At 42.9% G+C, this 4,513-nt stretch carries 3 protein-coding genes; 1 reads left to right on the plus strand and 2 read right to left on the minus strand.

Translation table 11 applies throughout. The annotated features are described in order from the left end of the window. Together IM319_RS11065 and IM319_RS11070 are read right to left on the minus strand one after the other, a co-directional pair. Positions 1 to 132: IS1/IS1595 family N-terminal zinc-binding domain-containing protein (locus IM319_RS11065; RefSeq protein ID WP_425185062.1), on the minus strand; the 132-nt coding region annotated here is incomplete at its 3' end. Positions 133 to 1,096: 964 nt separating this feature from the next. After that, positions 1,097 to 3,253 (minus strand): putative PEP-binding protein, encoded by a 2,157-nt coding sequence (locus IM319_RS11070; protein ID WP_287079414.1) that lies wholly within the window; start codon positions 3,251 to 3,253, stop codon positions 1,097 to 1,099. 260 nt (positions 3,254 to 3,513) lie between these two features. On the opposite strand from IM319_RS11070, the gene IM319_RS11075 reads away from it, so the two are divergent. Then, a complete protein-coding gene (locus IM319_RS11075) occupies positions 3,514 to 4,209 on the plus strand; it encodes a response regulator transcription factor (protein WP_287079412.1) in 696 nt (231 codons plus the stop codon). The last annotated feature ends 304 nt before the right edge of the window (positions 4,210 to 4,513 follow it).

Below are 4,513 nucleotides of genomic sequence, written 5' to 3' on the forward strand. Positions count from 1 at the left end.
ATCATCGCTATAGCCCTTGGTTTCATAGCTATCGATGAACTGACGACCACAGTTTACACATATATAGTTTTGTTTTTGACCACGATGACCATTTTTATTGATGTGGTCACTTTTACATTCTGGACATTTCATCGTTTTTTTTCCTTCATTGAGTTTCTATCTATTTTGCCTTCTCATCTCTTTATCTGACAACGCCAAATTTCTGTACCGATTCAGTTAAGCTCTGGTTTACTTGCTTTTTACGCTACAAGTCAAGGTGCTAATCCTCAATGGAAGTTTGCGGCTAATCAATCAAAGGACAACGACAAATGACTAATACTAGGATAATTAACTGGAGTAGTTCTGACGCAAAAATCAGTGAATTTTTTACTGTGGGGGAAGTGGCGAACTGGTGGACAAAAAAATCCCCGCTGGAATTATTAATTAGGGTAGTTGATGGCTTTTGTGGAAATCGATTTAATAGGGGTATCGTTCTAGGGATGGGGTGTGGGGTGTAGGGGGGGTCACTGCGTGCGCGTTGCGGGGGAAGAATAAATAAAAATAATCTCCTGAATACTGACTCCTAACCCAATGGTAGATGTTGGATTTTTGCAGGAGTTCTATTTTCCCAAAAATATAAGTAAAAATTATTTATTGACTCCAAAAACTTGAGAATATTTAAATTAACATTCCGCAATATTTACAAATTCTTAAAAATTAATTGAGAAAGATTTTTATTTAACAACGATGTTGCAGTGGTTACAGCGATTTGATAGAATTTCATAGTCGGTTATTCTGTGCGTTTTTGGGCAGCAACGGTTGAAACCCTTGCCACACCTAGAAGGTAATCCTAATGAAGACAGGTAAATGAGTCAATTTCACCCACAACGATGATCTTTTTTTTGTGTAGTTTTATTGCAAAAAAAAAGTTTTTTTGACAAAAAGCACAAAGTATGAATTAGGAAGTGGGGTAGTGGGGTAGTGGGGTAGTGGGGAAATTGAACTAAAACCCCAAAACCCCAAAACCTAAAACCTGCCTTCTGCCTCTTGCCTCTTGCCTCTTGCCTCCTCTAACATCTTCCCCAACAGCCAACCCCTAACACTCCTTTTGCCGAGGTTATCTGCTATTTTCCAATAAAAACCTTCTTTCTGCCCGAACAATTGCCTCTCTAGTGGCTAAAACTGCTTCTGTATCCACCGAAAGAGAAGTCACACCCCAAGCAATCAGATCATCGATAATTTCAGGATACTGAACGATGGCCATGCCGCAAACGGAACAGGGAATCTGTAAAACTTTTGCTTGAGTGATAATTTGTTTTAAAGCTGCCCTGACTGCGGGATGACGGGCGTTAAAATATTCTGAGAAATCTTCTCGATCGCTACCTAAAAGTAATTGAGTTAAATCATTAGTACCAATAGCGATTAATTGTACCCCCGCTTGCACATAATCCCCCAATTGAAAGATTACCCCCGGTACTTCCACCATTATCCCCAATTGAAAAGAAGGGACTTGAGTGAGTAAAGCCGATTGTACCCGTTGCCGGCAAAAAATAAATTCTTCCACTCCGCGGACAAAGGGAAGCAGTAAATTAATATTGGTGGCGCTGGTGGTTTGTACCCGTCGTAAAGCTTGCAATTCCAGATCGAATAGAGTCGCATCTAATATATAACCATGGGTTCCCCGACTGTCTTTAGCCGAATGTTGAGCATCAAAAGAACGGTAAAATAAAGGCTTAGGCTGGATACTAAGGGCAAATTGTGCGATTAAATCACTTAATCTCTCGATTAATTCCCCTTGATGCTCTGGTGTTAACCATTCTTCTAGGCTACGCTGGGAAAGTAACTCTAAAATCATCCATTCTGAGCGCAATAAACCGATCCCATCAATAGGCAGATTTTGGATTCTGGCAATACTTTCAGTTTGACTGAGATTAACCATCAAACGGGTGGCAATTGCCGTCCCGTCGGTTTCTCTGGGGGGTTGCGGGGGTAAGGAAATATTTTCCTGAGATGCTAGAGAAATAATTCCCCTCGTACCATCTACTAAAATTATCTCTCCTGAGCGGATAATTTCCGTGGCATTTTTCACCCCGACAATGGCAGGAATGGCTAATTCCCGGGCTAAAATAGCACCATGGCTAGTTAATCCCCCCTGTTCCGTGATCATTGCTCGAATTTGGCGTAAATGGGGCAGTTTTTGGGGAGGTAAATTAGTAGTAACCAGAATGCAATCCTGAAAATTTGCCTCTGGGGAGTCGAAATTGCTGATAACTTTTGCCACTCCCGATACCAACCCCGGGGATGCCCCTAATCCTCTTAGGGGATAATGGGAGGTAGTAGCGGTGATTTCCTGACTGTGACAGTTGAGAATATAAATTTGACCATCCAGCATCATCAGCCATTCTATGCTGGTTAAGGTGGGTTTTTCCGTAAGCAGAGATTGAACCAGTTGACAAAGGCGATCGATGGCGAAATTATCTAAACAGTGGCTTTCCTGTAAACTGGGTGCTAATAATTGTGGCGCAAGCAGATTACTGTCACTATTGAGATAATAAGCGCGGGATTTATTGCCTAATTGCCGACTGCGTAATTGACCGGAGCGATCGATAATATAGGTATCCGGTGCCACTTCTCCATTCACTAAACTGTGTCCTAACCCCCAAACCGCCTGAATTTGCCAGTTATCGTCATTAATCAACACATTTCCCGCACAATTGGCCGGTAATAACGGTTGTACCAGTAAAGATAATTGAACGTTTTCTAAACCAATTCCCATTTTTCGCCAATAAAATAGACTTCTGGCGCTGAATAACTCCGCCCAAGCTTGTTTTAGGGCATTTTCTAGATTATCTGCTTTAATTCCACTGATTGGGGCAGAAAATAACCCTAGAGTTCGCCGAGCCAGATTAGCTGGTAGGGAAAAGCGCCATACTAGGGTATCCATGGATAATTGTGCCACGGCCGCCCCTAGTTCTTCTAACCAGAGAGGAGGAATTGCTGCTTGTAAAATGGCGCTCCGACTCTTTTTAGCGACTAATTGCAGAGCTTTTGCGTCATCTACGTCTAAATAGAGGGAAGATTGCGGAAAATCAGTCAAGAACGAGTCAGCCTTGTTGATAGTTTCCAAAAATTCCGCAAAAATGTGGTTAAAAATGGCAAATCCCCTGATAATTGGGTATCCTCGCTGGTGTAATTCACTGGCAATAAAAGCTTTTTCCCCCACCAGGGGGCGATCAGAAGCACTAATGCGATCGAGCCAGCAAAGAATGGTCACGGGATTTGTTAAGAATGATGAAAGGATTCTAAAATAATCTATGTGATTTTTGTAACTTTTTACTTCTACCTGCTAGTTTAACCCACCGTCACTATCTTGAGGATAATCTGGGAAGTAGGGTGTGGGGAGATAGGGAAGTGGGGAAGCTGTCTCATCACCCCATCCCCCATCCCCTATCCCCTAACCCCATCCCCTATCCCCTATCCCCTGATAGCTGATAAGATAGGATTCGGACAATATTCGATCGCTGCGAGAAATTCATGGACACACCTGCGAAAGTTTTGTTAGTGGATGACGAACCGGGGGTTCGTGAATCTGTACAAGCATATCTACAGTACGGGGATGACTTCGAGGTAAGAACTGCTAGTAATGCTAACGAAGCCTGGGATTTACTCAATCAAGAAATTCCGGAATTAGTCATCTCCGACATTATGATGCCGCAGGTGGATGGCTATCAGTTTCTGAAGAAATTGCGCGAAGATGCTCGTTTTCAGACAATTCCCGTGGTTTTTCTTACCGCTAGGGGGATGACCAGCGATCGCATTCAGGGTTATAATGCTGGTTGTGATGCTTATTTATCCAAGCCTTTCGATCCCGAAGAATTAGAAGCATTAATCAAGTCTTTAATCGAGCGCCGTCGTCAATCCTTGCAAGCCACCAGCGAAAACGCTAGATTAGAAGAAATTGCCCGAGATATCCGGGAATTAAAACAGCAGGTGGGACAACATAACACTTTTACTACTACTCCCCCCCCGATTAAAATTGACCTTACCCCCCGGGAACAAAGTGTTTTAGATCTGGTAGCCGAGGGATTGATGAATAAAGAAATTGCCAGTCGTCTAGAAACCAGCGTCAGAAACGTAGAAAAATACGTCAGTCGCTTATTTAGCAAGACTGGTACTAATAGTCGCACGGAATTGGTACGTTTTGCCCTAAAACACGGTTTAACCAGTTAAAATCGACAGAGACACAGATTATAAGTAGTGATCGGGGGGAAAATTCAGGTACTTTTTCCCTGAAAATTAGGTAGTTGACCACCTGAAAATCGATAAAACCCCACACCCCACACCCTGCCCCTAGGAAAAGCTTTTTGCCGCAAACCCTACTTAACCGAGTAAGATTGACATCCTCGCCGCCCTAAAAGTGCGGCGATTCCTAAACCTCACGATTTAAGTTTCTGCTTCAACCACCGTTGCATACCACGGTTAAAAAACCATGTACTGTCTTACACAAAGTCCACAGACTTTCGCGACCTTTCAG

The organism is Microcystis sp. M113S1 (assembly GCF_020246945.1).
In the GTDB taxonomy this organism is placed as follows: domain Bacteria; phylum Cyanobacteriota; class Cyanobacteriia; order Cyanobacteriales; family Microcystaceae; genus Microcystis.

Coding starts and splice junctions, on each gene's coding strand:
- IM319_RS11075 (WP_287079412.1), top strand. CDS start 3,514: ATGGACACACCTGCGAAAGTTTTGTTAGTGGATGACGAACCGGGGGTT.